Genomic DNA, 15,690 nt, shown 5'->3' on the forward strand with positions numbered 1-15,690 from the left:
GCACCCGATCATCGCGTCTTGAAGTACCGGAACAGGTGCTTCTCCCGAACAAGCGAGACGGCCAGCATGGCGCCGAGGAGCGCTATCGGACCGGCTTCGAGAACTTTGACACCGAGCTCTATGAGTGCGCGAGGGTCGCCCGCGTTCGCGATTCCGACCAGGATCGACAGCATCGGTGCGACCAGCAGTACGCCCGCCGTCGTCCACGCTCCCGTCTCAATAAGGATCTGGAGCGCCTGCGCTTTCGGCGTCACGCGGGAATGGCGAGCGGCGGCGAGTTCCAGACGACGACGCCACACCGAGAAGAAGCCGAGGGCGAACGTCGCGACGCCGCCTACGGCCGGGGCGAATCGTGTCACTCGCTCGCCGTAGCGGCCGGCGCCGTCAAAGGTGGATCCCAGGGATGCGTTCAGTTGTTGCAGTCGAGGAGTAGGCCCGCGCGCGCCTGCGACGACTGCGCCGGGCTTCAGCGTGGTGGACATGAGCGAGCGGAACGACTCTGCGACGGGCCACGTCTCCAGCCAGCACTCGTCGAACGGGGCGCGACTATCGGCCGGAACCAGCACCGAATACCCGAGGCCGGGACGTCGACCGTCCTCTGCGTATCCGAAGACTTCGAGGCGCGGCGAACCGGCGGCCAATCGAAGATGTTTCCCCGTCGTCAGGCCAAGAGTCTTGGCGAGCTCGCTGGAGACCAGCACATTGCCGGCCGCGGACGGCTTCCCGAGGGCTCGAAACCGCCCGAATGCCGGCGAGACCTCGAACGTCGGCACCTGTTCGTCCGGCAGTTCGGGGATGGTGAGACCCGCATCCCGCTGCCGGATCGCACCTGCGGCGATGACGCCGTGCACCGTGCCCAATGCGTCACAGGCTGCGCCGTTGATGCCGCCTTCCATCGTGTAGATCAGGGTCGAGCCGCCCGAGTCTCGGTATCGCTGAGCCTCATGGTCGAGCGAGGCGACACTCGCGATATCCGCAACAGCGAGGGGTAGCAGGACGAGGACGAGTGCGAACGTGAGGGAAGCGAACCTGGTCGTGCCCGTGGCGATATTGAGCGCCGCCTCGCGCAGGATGCTGGTCGGTCTCATGCCGAGCGGCCGAGCTCGATGAGGTCGGTGCATGCCTCGCGTGTCCGGGCGTCGTGGGTGGCGACGACGACGATCGTCCCGTCATCCGCGATGGTTGCGATTGCGTCGTTCACCGACTGCCCGGTGCGGTTGTCGAGCTGCGCTGTGGGCTCGTCGACGAGCAGAACGTCGGGTCGGGATGCCATGCCCCGCGCGAGCATCAGGCGTTGCGCCTCGCCACCCGAAAGCTCGCGGAACGGCGCTGCAGAAACGCTTGCCAATCCGACCTTCGCCAGCCGCTCCAGCGCCTGGGCCCGAGCCGCGGCGTGCCTCATCCCCCGTGCCAGCAACGGAAGCGCTACGTGATCCAGCGCAGTCCGGTTTGCGACACCATGTGGATTCTGAAACACCCACGCAATCGACCGGATGTTAACCCGGCTGATCGCACCGGACGTCGGGTCGAGCCAGCCGGCGATGAGACTAAGCAGTGTGCTTTTGCCTGAGCCCGATGGACCCGTCAGTGCGTAGATCCTGTTCGGCACCAGGATGAAGTCGACCCCTGCGAAGAGGGCTGGTGAGTCCCCGAAGCGGTGGGTTACATTCCGACCGATGACCAGCTTCTGCTCTGGGGCCGCCGTCACTTGCACGCGCGATCGGGATCTGGACTAAGGCTCACGCGTTTTAGTGCCTTACCCGTGCTCGGCACCACGAAGGTCTGCCCCAGCTGCGAACCCGCGATCGTGACAGCCATTGGCTGGCCATCCCCGAGGACGCATCCGTTGCCGCCGTCGACACCGAACAGCGCGGAGGCCGGAACGGACCACACCGAGAGAGGTTCGGCGAGCTGATAGGTCACCGCGATGACAGTGCCGTCGCTGGGCGCGGTTTCTTTCGTGGGCGGCGCTGCGTCGGCGGGAGGGCTCCCAGGCGCGCGTTCCGGTACGCCGTCGACAGCGCTATCTTGTCGAGCTCGCGCGGATCGGTCACCGCACCGGTCGCGTCGACAGGGATGGCTTGGTCGTCGATCGCGACTACCCGCGCGCCAGGCATCACGTTGATGGGGCTCGGTTCGATTCGGGCGGCCGAGATCCCCTGAGGAAGCTTCGACAGGGTTGCTCCCGCTGTCACCTGATCTCCAACGCCCAACTCGCAACTCTGCGCCGAGACGGATGGTGCAGGCAGCCAGGTGTACTGACCCACCTCCAGAGACTGTCGCGCTGTCCGGGAACCATTGCGTCGTGCCAGTTCATTCGTCGCCGCAAGAGTCGACCTTTCGGACACTCCGTTCTCCGCGACCGCAATACCGAGGCGCCCGAGTTCCGTCTGCAGGGATTTGACGTCCTGCCCCTTATCGCCGATCGCGAGGTCGCGCCAGAGTGGCTGGGCCGAGGCCAAGTAGATGATCGGTTCATCGTTCACCGAGAAGCTGGAAGTCCCAGACGTTGCCTCGCCGCCGGGAACACAGGTGGTCGCGGTGATGACGCCGGAGACGTTCGAGGTGAGGTCGTGCGCCGTCGACGTCGTCACGACGAGATTGACGTTCTGCCCATCCGCGGTGTCCGTTTTCGTAGCGGGAGCCGTCTTCGCAGTCACCTCGGGGGCAAGTTCGTCGGGGACACGCGCAGGCGCCAGGAGAGCACCCAGCGCTATACCAGCGGCCAGGATGCACGCCACGCTCACGGCAGCGAATGCGGGGATTCCCCGTGGCGCGCGACGCATCAATGTGCCGACGTGAGGCCGAGCGGATTGCTGATGCAGATACCGAATCCCCCGAGTTCTCGTCGAAGGGGAACGTCATCGTCTCAAGATCGTGCGCATATTTGCTCGCGGTGTACGACGGGGGAGCGACCTTCTTCTTGATCAGGCAAGCGACGACTATCTCGTTCATGTCGAGGTTCTGCGGGTTCATCAAGAGGGCACCTCGCAGCGAGGAGATCTCGGCGAAGTCTGCGTTGCACGTCGCATCCGCGGCGTTGGCAGCGTCTACGTCCGCATCGGTGGGTACATCCGAGATCGTCATCTCCCCGGTCGGCCCGTCGATATGAACCTTGAATCCCTTGTTCGTCATGCACTTGACGTAGATGCCACTGATCGCGGCATAGTCCTGATCGGTAATGGACTCTTTAGACAAGATCCGGTGCGCGAGATCACTCGTAGTCTTCCGGTATGCCTCCGCGAACCTGGCCGCGTACGGCCCGGTGAAGTTCGGTACGGGTTCGTCGGTCGACGGGCGGGCGCTATGCGCCGCTGTCATTGAGTTGGATGCGCTCACCTCGCTACAGGCAGTCAGCGTGGTCGCGACGGCAACTGCCGCCGCGACCACGGTCATGCTTCGCCCTGTTCTCAAGGTCGGCCCGACTCAACTCTTGAAGCCGTAGTAGGGGTCCTTCGCGCCAACCGCGCAAGAGTTCTGGGTCGACCAATTGTTCTTCCCAACCCAGGGCGCGTAAATGGCCTTGCCGTTGACTTTGTTGTAGTGCCTGACCTGTCCGTACGAGTCCCCGTAGTTGAAGGCCCGATACAACTCCACCTTCACATGCGGCATGATGACGGCGCTGGCAGGCATGATGTCTCCCCGTTTCCGGATCGCGCAGTCGCGATCTCGGTACGAGGCTACGGTTCGAATTGGAGATACTTAATGCTTATATTATATTTCACACGCCAGACTTTTACCCGTTCGGCACCCTGACCTTGAGGCCGCCGGGGTCGACTGTCAGCTGCACTTCGGTCACCGTTCCGACCCCATCCCCGTCGAGTTCGAAGGGTTCGAGCACGTCGACGGTCAGGCGTACCGTGCTGCCGCGCAAGTAGCTCAGCTCGGTGCGCACGGCGCGGTCGGTGATACGGATGATCCGCTGTCCGAGGGCGGACTTGCGCAGCACCCGGTTCTCCCAGGTCACCTTTCGCCAGATCATGAGCCAGCCGAAGATCGACTTGGGCTGCAGGATGGCGATGTCGAACATCCCATCGTCGACGAGGGCATCCGGGATGAGCTCGATGTTGCCAGGCAGGCTGCCGCAGTTGGCGACCAGGATGGTGCTGACGTGCGCCAGACGTGTCGGACCGCCGTCGAGGGAGTAGCCGACGCGCACCTTCTTGGACTTCGGGAGCGCGCGGAATCCCGCGTCGACGTAGGCGAGCCAGCCCACCCGCTTCTTCAGCTGGGGGCGTGCGTTCGCCATCATCGCCGCGTCGATCCCGAGACCGGCCATCACCAGGAAGGCGCGGTCGACGGATGCGCCACTCTCGTCGGTTGTTGTGGCGATGCCGATGTCGATTGCCCGAGTCCTGCCCTGGAAGGCGATCGCGCAAGCGTCGTCGAGGCTGGTGAGTGGGATGCCGATATTGCGGGCGAGAAGGTTGCCGGTGCCCGACGGGACGATGGCGAGGGCCGCATCCTGATCCCGGAGGGCTTCGGCCACGGCGCGTACTGTTCCATCGCCTCCGGCAGCCAGAACGAGGGTCGCACCGGCGTCCAGGGCTTCGCGCGTCTGTGACTGCCCTTCGTTCTCGACTGTCGTGGACAGCCAAAGCACGTCCGCGATTCCGGCGTTCGTCGCGGCAGCGTCGACAGCCGCTCTGACGCGGGTTTCGTCGACCTTGATCGGGTTGTAGACGACCGCGACCCGGGCGGGTGCGGCGCGGTCGGGTTCGGTCACCCCGCTCACGCTACTCGGTCCCTGTGGATAACCCGAATGCGAAGTGCCGTGGTCGATAAGCTGTCCGAGTGATCGATCCAGTTATCCTCCGCGAAAACCCTGACCTCATCAAGCGTTCGCAGGTGGCCCGAGGTGACTCCACCACCTTGGTCGACGAGGCGCTGGAGGCCGATCGCGAACGCCGCTCCACCATCACGCGCTTCGAGGAGCTGCGCGCAGAGCAGAATCTGTTCGGCAAGCAGGTCGCGGCGGCGCCCAAGGAGCAGAAGAAGGAACTGGTCGCTCAGGCGCAGAGTCTCGCCGCACGCGTGAAAGAGGCGCAGCAGGTCGCGAACGAGGCGGATGCGCGCTTCGAGGAGCTGGTGCGCGGCATCGGCAACGTGATCATCGACGGCGTTCCGGCTGGCGGCGAAGACGACTTCGTCACCCTTCGCACGGTCGGGGAGAAGCCTGCGTTCGACTTCGAGCCGCGCGATCACCTCGAACTCGGCGAACTGCTCGGCGCCATCGATATGACCCGGGGCGCGAAGGTCTCGGGGGCCCGCTTCTACTTCTTGCGCGGCGTTGGCGCGCGCCTGGAGATCGCCCTGATGAACATGGCGCTCGATCGCGCGCTCGCCGCTGGCTTCACGCCGATGATCACCCCGACCCTCGTGAAGCCGGAGATCATGCAGGGCACGGGATTCCTCGGAGCCCATGCCGACGAGGTGTACCGCATCGAGGGCGAAGACCTCTACCTCACCGGCACGAGCGAGGTCGCGCTCGCCGGGTACCACGCCGACGAGATCCTCGATGTGACCGAACCGCTCCGCTATGCGGGGTGGTCGACGTGTTACCGCAAAGAGGCCGGCTCGGGCGGGAAAGACACCCGCGGCATCATTCGGGTGCACCAGTTCAACAAACTCGAGATGTTCGTGCACACGTTGCCCGACCAGGCGGAGGCTGAGCACGCTCGCCTGGTGCAATTGCAGGAAGACATGCTCCAGGATCTCGGGCTCAGCTACCGAGTGATCGACACCGCCGCGGGCGACCTCGGGTCGAGCGCTGCGCGCAAGTTCGACATCGAGGCCTGGGTGCCCACGCAGGACAACTACCGTGAGCTGACCTCGACGTCCAACTGCACGACGTTCCAGGCGCGCCGCCTCGACATCCGGTACCGCACCGAGAGCGGCAAGACCGCTCCGGTCGCGACTCTCAATGGAACGCTCGCGACCACGCGCTGGATCGTGGCCATTCTCGAGACGCACCAGCAGGCCGACGGGTCGGTGATCGTGCCCGAGCCGCTGCGGGCGTACCTCGGCGGGCTCGCCGTGCTGGAGCCGATCGCCCGGTGAGCGACTCCGACCGCCTGCTGATCGCGCTCGACGTCGACGGCACGCTCATCCACGAGGACGAGACCATCGGCCAGGCCGTGCTCGAAGCCGTCACCCGGGTGCGCGAAGCGGGGCACGAAGTCATGCTCGCGACCGGACGCAGCTGGGAGACGGCGCGCGGGATCCACGAGCGGTTCGGCCTCACGAGTGAATACGTCGTGTGCGCGAACGGTGCCCTCACGATGCGGCGCGACGAAACCGCCGAGGGCGGTTACCGACGCGAGTTCATCGAGTCGTTCGACCCGACCGAGGTGCTCGAGACGATCCGGCCGTACCTGCCGAGCGGCAGTTTCATGGTCGAGGATGCGACCGGGTTCCGTCGCTACACCGCCGGGATGAGCGAATGGGAGCTGGCGAACGGGACGGAGGTCTCCTTCGAGGAGCTCAGCGCGCATCCGGCGACCCGAGTCGTGGTGATCTCGCCGCAGCACGATGAGGAGCAGTTCCTGTCGATCGTCGAGCGGATGGGGCTGCACAAGGTCAGCTACGCCATCGGCTGGACAGCCTGGCTCGACATCGCTCCCGACGGCGTGAACAAGGCGACCGCGCTGGAGCGAGTGCGTGCGGCGACGGGCATCCCGCGGTCCCGCGTGATCGCGGTCGGTGATGGGCGCAACGACATCGACATGCTGCTCTGGGCGGGCGCCGAGGGCCGCGCGGTGGCGATGGGGCAGGCTCCGGATGAGGTCAAAGCCGTCGCGACGCAGGTCACAGATCCGCTGGTCGAAGACGGTCTCGCCGAGGTTCTCAATTCGTTGTGACCAGCACTTCTGCGTGTCTGTCCAGAGGTTTTCCAGGGTGGTTTGAGACGCTTGAAGTCCGTGCCCACTCACGGGCGCCCATCCTGTAACCCTCCGAGCCGCACTGGCCGGAGTGCGCGATGAAAGGAAGTGAATGAGCGAGTTGCCTACCCGTACGCAGATGCGTGCGAAAGAAACGTCAGCAGGTCCGACGATCGCACGCCACGGACGACTCAAGCAGCACCGCCCCTTCCGCTTCATCGCCATGATCTTCGCGGCCGTCATCGGCGTCGTCGCGGTGAGCAGCGCATCCGTCGCTGCCTATGCGATCTGGGATGTGTCGACCAGCCTCAAGCCGTCGGTCAAACTCGTCGACGCCAAGGGTGACCCCCTGCCTGCTGCGCCGCAGGTCGGCGCCATGGACGGCGCGTTCAATGTGCTGCTGGCAGGTAGCGACTCGGGCGGCGGCAATGCCGCATACGGCAACCGCGGCGAGGTGCTGAACGACGTGACGATGCTGCTGCACGTCTCGGCCGATCACAAGAACGCGACCGTCATCAGCTTTCCGCGCGATCTCTACGTCGCGATCCCTTCCTGCCCCGACCCCAAGGGCGGCAACTTCGGCGCGATGAGCCGGCAGAAGATCAACAACACCCTGTCTTACGGTGGGCTCGCGTGCACCGTTCTCACGGTGGAGAAGCTGACCGGGATGGACATCCCGTACGCCGGCGTCATCGAGTTCGACGGCGTGATCGAGATGTCGAATGCCGTCGGCGGCGTGCCGGTCTGTGTCGCGGGCGACATCAAGGACCCGTACACGGGCCTCGACGTCAAGGCGGGTCAGAACACGCTCGAGGGCCAGCAGGCGCTCGCGTTCCTCCGCACCCGCCACGGCGTCGGCGACGGATCGGACCTCGGCCGCATCAGCAACCAGCAGGTGTTCCTCTCCTCGCTCGTGCGTACGATCAAGAGCGCAGACACCCTCGCCAACCCGGTGAAGGTCTACGGGATGGCCAAGGCGGCCACGAGCAGCATGACCCTCTCGGAGAGCCTCAACAACGTCGGAACGATCGCTTCCATGGCCGTCGCGCTCAAGAACATCGACCTCAACAAGGTCGTGTTCGTGCAGTACCCGAACCACTACGTCGAGGGCGGCGGAGGCGTCGAGCCGACCACCTCCGCGGCGACGGCACTGTTCAACGCGCTCAAGAACGACCAGTCGATCGCGCTGACGGGCGACGCCGGCGTCGGTTCGACGGTCGACCCGAACGCACCGGCGACAGGTACCCCCGCAACCGGTACGCCGACCGCACCTGCAACCGGTGCTCCGGCGACGGGCACGCCGACCGACGGCTCGTCGAGCGGTTCGAGCGACGGCTCGACGGATGCGGGCGGCACGGTCGACCTCCCATCGAACGTCCACGGTCAGACGGCGAGCGAGTACACCTGCTCGAAGCCGTTCGGCGGCTGACGCCCAGCATCGTCTCGTCCGTTAGAATCGGGCGACGCCGGTTCGCACCGGCACGCCGGTTCGCGCCGGCACGCCGGTTCGCGCCGGCATCTGGAGGGCTGTCCGAGCGGCCGATGGAGCCAGTCTTGAAAACTGGTGGGCAGAAATGTCTCGTGGGTTCGAATCCCACGCCCTCCGCTTCGTAGGCGGGGTCTGAATCCCTGCGGAATGCTCAGATCCAGGCGCTCGCACTCGGGTGGTCATACGCCATAAGCCTCGTTCGTGCTGATGGCAGCCGAGTAGAGCTCGGCTTCGCGTCGTTTCGAGGGCGCGTTTGGTTTGGCAAGTTTTGGCTTTTTGGCACGCTTTGGCAGTTGACGAGGGTCGATCCGCTTGCTTATTGTCGTGCCGAAACGATTGGCCAAATCGTTTTACCAAGATATTCTGCCCACAGCAGCCGATGGGCCGCCGCCGCTAACTGGGGTTGCAGTATGCCGTCCGCATCCCCGCGGTCCGGCCTGCCATCCGGTTAGTGCACAAACGAACGTACGGGAGTGGGCTGACCTGTCAAGGGGTAGCCTGATGGCCTCGGCTCGGGCCCGGGCCCGGACGCTGCTCGGCGAGTGAGTTCGTCTTGGTGGATGTTCGATGGCGCCCCGTCTGCGCACATTTTGCGCACAATCGGGTGAAACCGAAGGAGATTGAGCGGGGTTCTGAACCACCCAATTTCGTTGATTTCCCGCGGTTTTTGCGTCATCGGCAACTCACTGCTGGACCCCGGATAGAGTTCGAATCCCATGCCTTCGGCGATGTCACCGTCCGCGCGCTTTCCTCCCCATTTCGGGTGTGTTTTCGTTGCAAGTTCTATGCAGAATCTGTGAACTCTTATAGAAATGCCCCATCGCCGATCGGGCGGCGCTTTTACTTCGTGGGGGAAGTGATGAGGTCGATGCGGGTTCGCAGATCCGGCACATGGTTCGCAGTGGTCGCTCACGTGGTGGCATTGGCGCTTGTCGGGACGCTCGCCGTCGCGGTTCCCACTGAGGCCCACGCTGACACCGGCGGTCAGTACACGTTTGAGAACCCACCCGTCGCCGATCTCGGGCTCGAGGTGGGTGGATACAACGAAGCCGGACCCGTTGCCTGGAGTACGACTCCGAAGCTCGTCGTGAACGCGTATGACGATGCAACGACCGGCGACTTCGCGTCGCCCGATGCGCCGGACTACACCTTCCATGTCGAGGTCTGGCCCGTCGATGAAGGCGCCGCGATGTTGTCGACGATGGAGCTTTCCGGGCAACGAACTGATGACAGCTTTCCCGAATGGTCAACAGCGTCCGGTACGGTCCCGAGCGATGTCATGCAGGTGGATGGTCAGTATCGTCTGCGTGTCGAGACTGTATGGCCGGACGCGTTGGCCGGGATAGCTTCCAGCAGCGGTTGGAGCGATTGGGTCACGATCAGCGTTATCCTGCCGCCCGAGCAACCCCGGCTGGTATCACCGGAAGACGGAGCCGTAATCGGGCAGACCCCGACGTTCGTCGCATCGACGGCGCAGCCGGATCTGGTGCACTGGGCTCTTGTCGCGATCGTGACTGTGGACACGGATCTGCCGGTTCGGTCCGACTGGGTGCCGGTAGCTGCCGACGGACAAATCATCTATAAGCCCCAGGGTCTGGCGGGCACGTACCGGTGGCACGTGTATGTGCAGTCGGACACGGGAGTCTCCGAGTGGTCAGCCGAGCGAACGGTCACGGTCCAAGCGGTTCCGCAGCGGATCGACTGGGCGCAGGCATGGCAGGTCCGTCGGGGCGTCGCCGTTATGTGGGCGGGCGCAGTCGCCTCCGCCTCCACTCCTGTGTTGGACTACACGATTACCGCCCAGCCGGGCAACCACACCCTGACTGTTCCGGCCGATGCCGGCCCGAGTGCGACACTAACTCCGCTCCCGGAGGGAACCTATACAGTAACGGTGACCGCGCGGAACATCGTCGGCTCGAGCCTCGCCAGCGCTCCGATGCGCGTCACCGTGAATCCCTCCTACGCGACCGCGCCTCAGGCGCTCACTGTCGCCCTGGATCGGAACGACGCGACTTTGTCCTGGCTTCCCCCGCCGACGATGGTGGGCGTCCGATACTCGACTACACAGTCCGCATCAGCGGCTATGACACTCACACATACGACGAGATCAACACGACGGACCTAAACGTCGAACTCCACGACCTTCAGTTCGCGTCGCGTTACTGGGTGACGGTCGTCGCCAACAACGCGATCGGATACGGCGAAGGAGCCAGCACCCTCGTCTTCCCGTCCCGGGAACCGGACGCGCCAACGAACGTTACTGTGCGCCTCGGCGATGGATCCCTCGACGTCTACTGGGACCAGCCCGAATTTGATGGTGGCAGTCAGGTAACGAGCTACACCGTCACCGCGCAGCCGGGCGGCAAGACGAAGACCATTGCAGCCGACTACTGGTCTCAAAACGCTCTCACATTCGACGGCCTCGACAACGGAACGGACTATTCGATCAGCGTCCATGCGACGAACGCCAACGGCGATGGTGCAGAGTCTGATCCCATCCAACCGCGGGCACCTTCCGCGGAAGAAGCAGACCAGGACGGCGACGGCCTTCCCGACATCCTTGAAGAGCGCGCGGGAACCGAGAAAACCGTTGCAGATACCGACCACGACGGTCTCAGCGACGCGATAGAAGTCCTTCAATTCACCGCCAAACTCTCCCCGACATCGTTTGACTCCGACGGAGACGGCATCGGAGACGCAGATGGAGACGTCGACAGTGATGGGATCAGCAACAGCAACGAACTCGCGGGTGGGACGGCGCCAAACAATCCCGATATGGACGGTGACGGGGTTCTGGATGGCCAGGAAATCGAGCACGGCACCGACCCCTCGAAAGGCGACTCTGATGCGGATGGGCTCTCGGACGGGCTTGAGCAGAAGCTCTCTTTGAATCCGCTCTCGGGCGATAGCAACGCCGACGGGGTTCCCGACGCCGAGGCGCCGGCCCAACTGCCGATGGAGGCCGTCGGCGCGACGGCCACGATCTCCTCGCTCGCGGCCGTCACAGCAGAATTCTCACTCGAGTCGACTGAGGATGTGCGGATCCCGGGTGTTCTGTCGAGAACGGCGACCATCGTCCCGCCGGCCGACTTCGACAATTCCTCACCCTCTGCGGTCGCCGCGTTGAAGCTTGAGACGACCAGCGCTGAGGTCTCAGCCGCGACTCCACTCCAGGTCCTCGCGTATGACACGGAGCGGAATGTGTGGGATGCGGCGGCCAACCCGGCGGTCTACTCCGCCGTTGATTCGACGATCTCCATCCAATCGCCGTCGTTGGGCGTGCGATATGCGGTCGTGGACCTTGACGAATGGAAGCGACACGCACGCGTCTGTGACAGCGCTTCATCCGGCAACGCGCCACTCAACGTTTCGATCATCATGGACGAGACACCGAGCGTCCAAGCAGCTGACGTCACCGGTGAGCGTTTCAACGCTCTCCACACGGTCATCGACTCCCTGCAGCGCGGTGACGCCATCACCGTAAACGACTTCCGAATCGTCATCGCAGACTTCGCTCCCGGCTGGGCGGCGCTGCCGCTGGTATCCGATCCTGTCGAGACCGGAGACTCCTCGCACGTGGGATCCAAGGCTCAGGCGAACGCCTTCGTGGACGAGATGGCAGCCCGCGCGGCCAGCGAATGGGGCATCGGAGGCGATCCATTCATGGCTACCTTGGCATCGAACTTCGAAGCTTCCGCGTCCGGAGCAGCTCTTGCGGCGAATGGCTTCAGGGACCTCGCCAGCAGTGGGAAGGCCACGGCCAACCCCTATCAGCTGGGACAGAACCCGAATCCGGCAGTTACCTGTCGCATTGACACCACGGTTATTGTCACTGACGGTGCGGAGCAGCCGGTCTCGTATGACGGTGTGTGGGAGGGTCCCGGAGAAGCACCTGCACACCTCCCGTTCGTGGACCGGAGCGACCGGCCCGTGCATGTACTGGCCGTCGGCTCGCAAAACGCCAATGGCGGCGGCTGGCTGCAGGAGGTCGCTGATCAAACGGGCGGTACCTTCACGTACGTGCCGAGCATGAGCGTGATTGCCTTCAATCGGCAGATCCCGCATGGACAGATCGACGAGGCGCAGAAGCTCCGAGATGACGACCACGATGGCCTGAGCAACTGGATCGAGCTTCACGGCATTACGCCGGCATCGTTGAAGGGGCCGCTCGGGCTCGGCGTGAATGACGTCTTCTACAGCGACCCGGAAAACGCCGACACAGACGGCGACGGCATGGACGATAGCCAGGAGGTCGGCGAACCCCTGACCTCGGCGCAGCTCGGGGGTGGACTTCGGGAGACCCGATCACCATCTACAACGTCGTCTCCGATCCCTCACGCTCGGACGGTGACGGCGATGGCGTCGGTGACTCCGAGGAAGTCGAATCCAATCTCAATCCGCTCGATGCCGATATGGACGCGGACGGACTCGACGACTCCGCCGAACGCGACTGGGGAACCTTCCCGATGCTGGCGGACACCGACAGCGATGGCTTCAGTGACGGGTTCGAGGTAGAGCACGCGGATTCCGGTCTCGACCCTGTGAACCGCAACGAGATGCTCCCGCAAGTTCAGTGGCTCACAGACTTCGCGCTCGGAGCGTTCTGCGGAGACAACAACGTGTGCCGCCGAGACTCCTTCCCATGGCTCGTGGGCAACATCCTGAGCAGCATCGCGGTTTACGGCGATGTGCGCGACTTTGTCGCGAACATCCTCGAAGGCAACATCTTCAACGCCGGACTCGTCGCTGTCGGCTTCATCCCTTTAATTGGGGATGCAACGGGCGCGGCAGCCAAGATCGTTCGCGCGATGTCGCACCTCCACGGAGAGGATGCACGTGCTGCGGTGAGGCTGCTTCTCCAAGTCATGCATGCAGACGACAGCGCCTTCATTGACGTGATGCGGCAGTTCGAACCCGGGCTAATCGGCAGGCTCGAAGCGCGCGGCATGAACGACGCCGGTATGGCGCGGATCATTGTGAGCAACAGCACGGATTACCTCAAGCGCCTCCTGGACTCCAGCGCGCTCTTGGCGAAACCTCCGTACCCGCACGGCTTGCCGACGTTCATGAACACAGGTGCCGATGGGGAGCGCTTCCTCCGCGAGTTCACGGGAGTGCCGCAATACAAACACACCTTGATCCCTGCTCCTGGAAAGGGCGACGGCGTGGTCTTGGGTGGCCGGTTTCCGGACGCGATCGTGACCACCGGCCTATTGCGGCATCTTCATGAAGTGAAGGTTGGTTACGTTCGGGGCATCTTCGCGTTCACACAACTGAGGAAGGATCGCGCCCTGCTCGCGGCGAACACAGCCGATTCGGTGACGTGGCACTTCCTGGCGAGCAATCGAACCGGCAAGATCGGGCCTTCTCTTGAACTCCTCAAAGAGCTCGAAAGAACCGGCACGCCCTTCTACATTCACTTCCCATAGGCTTTCGGACGATGCACTTCATGGAGATTTCTCGCGCTGACGCCGACCGCTTCAGGGACTTCGTCGCCGGGCGTCAGGCTGCTCGCCTCGTCGACCTCGCTCACTGGATGGCGGCAACCGATGGGCCGATCGAGTCGATGGATGCCACTGTCGACAGTTTGGTACCGCTCTGGGAATGGTTTGTCCAGTTTGTGGACGCTGGCTGTCCGGGTGTCCCGCGCGATGCTCGCTGGGCGGTCGGTGAGGCGATCGGGGTCGCCCCCGGGAGCGAAGAGTCCGAACGGGCGATCTTCGCGGGCGAGAGCATCGAGCACTACGTGTATCTCGTATGCGCGAAGGCTCTACCGGAGACCAACTGGCGCGTCTACGATTGGCACCCGAACAAGCGCGTGATCCACCGGAATATGACAGGGATCTACCTCGGCCCGAGCCGCGCATTCGTCCCGATCCAGGACATCGTCCCCCGGCTTTCAGCGAGTGTGGTCGACGGCACCCCGCTGACGCGGGCGCGGTCGAGACTCAGGGAAGTTGTGCTCCTGAACGGCGGCGAGTGGTTGGTTGAAGCGACCAGGGATGAGCTCCGTGGCCCATCTGTGCTCGCCCCTCTGCTGACAAAGCCGACCGTTCCGTGCGGCGCCGACGTCCGGCGGCCTCCGGCCTTCAACTCCCAGACGTTCGAAGTGAACGAGCCCGATGGCGAAGTCGGCGGCGAGTACATCCTTGCTCGCGGGTCTGCCGACGAGCTAGATGATCCGCGCCGCCTACGTCCACTACCGGTTGACCGAGTCGCCGCGGCCCTGGCCGAGCTACGGTTCGAGGCTGAGAGCGGGCCGCTAGAGGATGCTCTTCGGCAGGACGATGCTACCGTCCTCAGCGAGTTGGGCGCGGCCGTCACTACGTCGGTAGTGTCGGGCGAGTTACGCGCACTCCTACTCGAGCCAGCCGGCGCGGACAGCTCCAGATGGGCCCAGATCGTCGAGGGCTTCACCCAGCTGGCCCGCGCTCTCGGCGCAGCGCTCCACACCGACGAGTCATAAGCGACAGAGTCGTAATTGTGTCGGTTCTGCGCCGCACGGACGGATCGAATCCGATTTCGGGCAGACCCGGTACGCCAGGCGCCGGTTGGCCGATCATGATCTCCGCGCGCGAACTAATTTGCGCACATTTTGCGCACAATCGGGCGCGATCGGGGGACATCGAGCTGGCCTCCAAGAGGCTCAACTTCGTTGATTTCCCGCGGATTCTGCGTCGAAATCAATCCGTCGCTGAGCCAAGGATAGAGTTCGAATCCCACGCCCTCCGCCCTTTTGAATGGCCCGGCATCCCAATGATTTACTGGGGCTTCGGGCCATCGCCATTCTTCGAAGCATCAAGATCCGGTCAGCGTCGCTCGGAGGCTTTCGGGGATAGAGGAGAGTGACTGACGTGGAGGAAGACCAGCGCAGAGCAGGCGAGTCGAACGCGAAACCGAGGAAGTATCGCTACCCATATGGGCCGCTCTACATGCGTCTAGTGACGCCAGGCCTTGCCATCGTGGTCGGTATGTTCTTCGTGACAACTCGGGTGGGCAGCATCAATAAGCCTGGGGAGGAGAGCGCGACCGTCTTGGTGTGGATCGGGGTCGTGCTGATTGTGGTCGGTATCGCTGGAATCTTCCTTGCTCGATGGATGGCAAAACGCGACTTGTAACTGCCCCCCACCGCTACGCATTCGCAGGCTGCTTCGCAAGCAACGGATCAAATGCAACCGGTAGGAGTCGACAGATTGCCGTGACTGATGCTCATTTCGCGTGACGAACAGAGCCCGATCATGGTCGAACCGTCACTAACCCCTTGAGGACGTCGGGACAGACACTGCTCGAGTTCGTCTCGGCTGATGGTTCGCTGGCGCC

Annotated in this window: 14 protein-coding genes and 1 tRNA gene; 9 read left to right on the forward strand and 6 right to left on the reverse strand. The window is 63.9% G+C overall.

The window, feature by feature from the left end:
- Window positions 1–8: 8 nt before the first annotated feature.
- The 6 genes from ACQ86A_RS02845 to ACQ86A_RS02870 all read right to left on the reverse strand — a co-directional run bounded on the left by ACQ86A_RS02845 (window position 9) and on the right by ACQ86A_RS02870 (window position 4,726).
- Window positions 9–1,088, reverse strand: a complete 1,080-nt coding sequence (locus tag ACQ86A_RS02845) for a hypothetical protein (protein ID WP_431279114.1) — start codon at window positions 1,086–1,088, stop codon at window positions 9–11.
- Entirely contained in the window at window positions 1,085–1,714 is a 630-nt protein-coding gene (locus ACQ86A_RS02850; protein WP_431279115.1) for an ATP-binding cassette domain-containing protein, read from the reverse strand. The genes ACQ86A_RS02845 and ACQ86A_RS02850 overlap by 4 nt, the downstream gene beginning before the upstream one ends.
- A 205-nt stretch (window positions 1,715–1,919) precedes the next feature.
- The gene (locus tag ACQ86A_RS02855; RefSeq protein WP_431279116.1) at window positions 1,920–2,486 is read right to left on the reverse strand and encodes a hypothetical protein; all 567 of its coding nucleotides are present in this window, start codon (window positions 2,484–2,486) and stop codon (window positions 1,920–1,922) included.
- Entirely contained in the window at window positions 2,476–3,396 is a 921-nt protein-coding gene (locus ACQ86A_RS02860; protein ID WP_431279117.1) for a hypothetical protein, read from the reverse strand. The genes ACQ86A_RS02855 and ACQ86A_RS02860 overlap by 11 nt, the downstream gene beginning before the upstream one ends.
- A 30-nt stretch (window positions 3,397–3,426) precedes the next feature.
- Entirely contained in the window at window positions 3,427–3,633 is a 207-nt protein-coding gene (locus ACQ86A_RS02865) for a hypothetical protein (RefSeq protein ID WP_431279118.1), read from the reverse strand.
- A 103-nt stretch (window positions 3,634–3,736) separates the two neighbouring features.
- Window positions 3,737–4,726 (reverse strand): diacylglycerol/lipid kinase family protein, encoded by a 990-nt coding sequence (locus ACQ86A_RS02870; protein WP_431279119.1) that lies wholly within the window; start codon window positions 4,724–4,726, stop codon window positions 3,737–3,739.
- 68 nt (window positions 4,727–4,794) lie between these two features.
- Between ACQ86A_RS02870 and serS the strand changes: the two genes are divergently transcribed.
- The 9 genes from serS to ACQ86A_RS02915 all read left to right on the forward strand — a co-directional run bounded on the left by serS (window position 4,795) and on the right by ACQ86A_RS02915 (window position 15,488).
- Complete coding sequence (gene serS, locus ACQ86A_RS02875; protein WP_431279120.1) at window positions 4,795–6,060, forward strand: serine--tRNA ligase; 1,266 nt, start codon at window positions 4,795–4,797, stop codon at window positions 6,058–6,060.
- Window positions 6,057–6,860: an HAD family hydrolase gene (locus ACQ86A_RS02880; RefSeq protein WP_431279121.1), complete on the forward strand. Its 804-nt coding sequence runs from the start codon at window positions 6,057–6,059 to the stop codon at window positions 6,858–6,860. The genes serS and ACQ86A_RS02880 overlap by 4 nt, the downstream gene beginning before the upstream one ends.
- A 133-nt stretch (window positions 6,861–6,993) precedes the next feature.
- On the forward strand, window positions 6,994–8,310 hold the full coding sequence (locus ACQ86A_RS02885; RefSeq protein ID WP_431279122.1) for an LCP family protein: 1,317 nt from the start codon (window positions 6,994–6,996) through the stop codon (window positions 8,308–8,310).
- A 92-nt stretch (window positions 8,311–8,402) separates the two neighbouring features.
- Window positions 8,403–8,487: transfer RNA gene (locus ACQ86A_RS02890), tRNA-Ser, on the forward strand.
- Between the two features lie 487 nt (window positions 8,488–8,974).
- Complete coding sequence (locus ACQ86A_RS02895; protein WP_431279123.1) at window positions 8,975–10,495, forward strand: hypothetical protein; 1,521 nt, start codon at window positions 8,975–8,977, stop codon at window positions 10,493–10,495.
- 41 nt (window positions 10,496–10,536) lie between these two features.
- Window positions 10,537–12,885 carry a fibronectin type III domain-containing protein gene (locus tag ACQ86A_RS02900; protein ID WP_431279124.1) on the forward strand — a complete coding sequence of 783 codons (2,349 nt, stop codon included), beginning with the start codon at window positions 10,537–10,539 and terminating at the stop codon, window positions 12,883–12,885.
- The gene (locus ACQ86A_RS02905; RefSeq protein WP_431279125.1) at window positions 12,837–13,799 is read left to right on the forward strand and encodes a hypothetical protein; all 963 of its coding nucleotides are present in this window, start codon (window positions 12,837–12,839) and stop codon (window positions 13,797–13,799) included. Before ACQ86A_RS02900 ends, ACQ86A_RS02905 begins: the two co-directional genes overlap by 49 nt.
- Window positions 13,800–13,810: 11 nt before the next feature.
- Complete coding sequence (locus tag ACQ86A_RS02910; protein ID WP_431279126.1) at window positions 13,811–14,836, forward strand: hypothetical protein; 1,026 nt, start codon at window positions 13,811–13,813, stop codon at window positions 14,834–14,836.
- Window positions 14,837–15,215: 379 nt separating this feature from the next.
- Window positions 15,216–15,488: a hypothetical protein gene (locus tag ACQ86A_RS02915; RefSeq protein ID WP_431279127.1), complete on the forward strand. Its 273-nt coding sequence runs from the start codon at window positions 15,216–15,218 to the stop codon at window positions 15,486–15,488.
- The last annotated feature ends 202 nt before the right edge of the window (window positions 15,489–15,690 follow it).

It is taken from the genome of Leifsonia poae (genome assembly GCF_050632195.1).
GTDB lineage: Bacteria > Actinomycetota > Actinomycetes > Actinomycetales > Microbacteriaceae > Leifsonia > Leifsonia poae_C.